The 2,347-nt window shown below is 65.6% G+C and carries 2 protein-coding genes and 1 pseudogene; all 3 read left to right on the top strand.

Annotated elements, in window-relative coordinates:
- Positions 1 to 617 (top strand): GNAT family N-acetyltransferase (locus GTP90_RS35465; RefSeq protein WP_161087897.1); only part of this gene is annotated, 617 nt, incomplete at its 5' end.
- Positions 618 to 869: 252 nt separating this feature from the next.
- Positions 870 to 1,496: a hypothetical protein gene (locus tag GTP90_RS35470; RefSeq protein WP_254452198.1), complete on the top strand. Its 627-nt coding sequence runs from the start codon at positions 870 to 872 to the stop codon at positions 1,494 to 1,496.
- Positions 1,497 to 1,574: 78 nt separating this feature from the next.
- Positions 1,575 to 2,347 (top strand): annotated as a pseudogene (locus tag GTP90_RS35475) (DUF349 domain-containing protein); the annotation flags it as partial.

The raw sequence follows: 2,347 nt of genomic DNA on the forward strand, positions 1-2,347 counted from the left end.
TCAATCCGCTGCTGGCCATCGGCGGCGGCGTGGTGGCGCTGGCCGCGCAGGTGCGGCTGGCGCCGGCCCGCAGCGGCGACGCGCTGGCGATCCGTCCCTATCCGCTGGAGCTGGAGCAGGAGCTGGACTGGCAGGGCGGGCGCATCCTGCTGCGGCCGATCCGGCCGGAGGACGCGCCGCAGCACCAGCTGTTCTTCGCGGCGCTGGACCCGGACGATGTGCGGCTGCGCTTCTTCACCGCGATGCGCGAGCTGCCGCCGTCGCAGCTGGCGCGGCTGACGCAGATCGACTACGACCGCGCCATGGCCTTCATCGCCACCCGCAACAGCGCCAACGGCGAGCCGGAAACGCTGGGCGTGGTGCGGGCCGTGGCCGACGCGGACAACCAGTCCGCCGAATTCGCCATCATCGTGCGTTCCGATTTGAAAGGGAAGGGACTGGGCTACATCCTGTTCCAGAAACTGGTCGATTATTTCCGCAGCCAGGGCACCGGCGAGATCGTCGGCGACGCGCTGGCGGAGAACCTCGGCGTGCAAAACCTGGTGCGCCATTTCGGCGGCGTGGTTTTGCCGCATCCCGAGGCCGGCATGGTGCGGCTTCAGTTATCGTTGCGATAGCATTCGCGGCTGTGTTGTTATATATTGATATGCATAACGCAAGGCCGTGAATTTGTTCTAGGTCAAAGCGTGTTTGTCGGCTTTATTTACACTTTTACTTCCGCTCTTTGCCGCCCATCCGGGCGTTTCGCAACTTCAGCCTTGGGAGTCAGAATGTTAACTGCCACATATACTCTGGTAGCGCTGTCGGTGGAACACGCGAGTGTCCGCCTCAGTTTGTTATCTTTCCAAAAGTATGTGCGCTCCACGCTGATGCATCAGAACAGCATCACTCTTTCGCAGCTGGAATATGCCTGCGAAAACCTCAACAGCCTGTACCAGGCCTGCCACTGGCGCAAAACCGAGATGTACCTGATCCCCGCGCTGCGCGAGGCGACCGAGCGCGCCGACCAGCTGCTGGACGAGCTCAACCGCCTGAACCAGGCGGCGCTGCTGTCGATCCGCATGCTGCAAGAGAAGCTCGGCTCGGTGGCCGACGTGCGCGAGGACCAGGTCAACCTCATCTGCGAAAGCATCGAAACCTTTTGCTCTTCGCTGCTCAAGCGGCTGGAAAAGGAAGAGCAGGAGCTGTTCGCCATCGCCCGCCATGCGATCGCCGGCGAAACCTGGTTTTCCATCGCGAATCAATTGATGATGCATGACAAGCATCTGGAAGAAATGAAGCGCGCCGGCATGGTGCCGGTCGCGGCGGTCGAGGCGGCCAAGCCGAAGGCGGTGGCCGCGCGCAACCTGGCCGGTTCCCTGCGCGTGGTGGACGACGGCCAGATCAGCATTCCCGGCCTGCAGGTGCTGCCGGTGATTAGTGTCGAGGAAAGCGAGGCGCAAGCGGCGCCGGCGCCGCATGTCCGTTCCACCCGGCAGTTGCCGGCGATGAAATAACCGCCCAATTAGCATACGCTTCGGGCAAATTCCCCTTGCTTTGCTATGATGGTGGTTTTAGCCATCTCATAGCGCACCATGTTCGATTTCATCTTCAAGCGAACTACCGACCAGGCGGCCGATCAACAGGCCGCCGAGGCGACTCCCGAGCAGGGCGCCGCCGCTGCCGCATCGGCCAGCCGCCGCGAGGAACAGGCCCAGCGCGCCGCCTCGCTGGCGGGCGACGAGGCCGCCGCCGTCGAGCTGATACTGCAGAGCGAATTCGCCGGCGTGCGCCTGGCCGCCGCCGAGCACGTACAGTCGCAGCCGCAGCTCGAACGGGTGCTGCAGGCCATGCGCAACACCGACCGCCGCGTCGCCAAGCTGATGCAGGGACGGCTGGACGCGATCCGCTACCAGCAAGCCGAGCAGCAAAAAGCGCAGGCCTGCCTGGAGCTGGCCCAGCGCCTGCTGCAGGATGAGAAGCTGACGCCCAACCAGGTGGCCGACCTGGACCGTCAATGGCAGATCACCGCCGCCGTGCCGGCGCTGGCCGAACCGTACGCCGCCGCGCGCGCCGCGCTGGCGGCCCGGCTGGAAGCGCAGGTCAACCTGCAGCGCACCATCATCGACGCGATGGCCGCGCTGCGCCAGCTGCCGTCCGCCGGCTTGCCGCCGGAGGAAGCGCAGCAGGCGCTGGAGCGCCATGCCGCCGCCCAGGCCGAATATGAGCAAGCCCCCGAACACAACGCCTTGCCCAAGCATCTGCTGAGCGACTACGCGCAGGCGCTGGAGCAGAGCCGCGCCGCCTTGTCGGCAGCGAGCCAGCGCGCCGCTGCCGCCGTCGAGCCGGAAGCCGCGGCCGCCGCGCC

The organism is Duganella vulcania (assembly GCF_009857655.1).
GTDB classification, from domain to species: Bacteria; Pseudomonadota; Gammaproteobacteria; order Burkholderiales; family Burkholderiaceae_D; genus Rugamonas; species Rugamonas vulcania.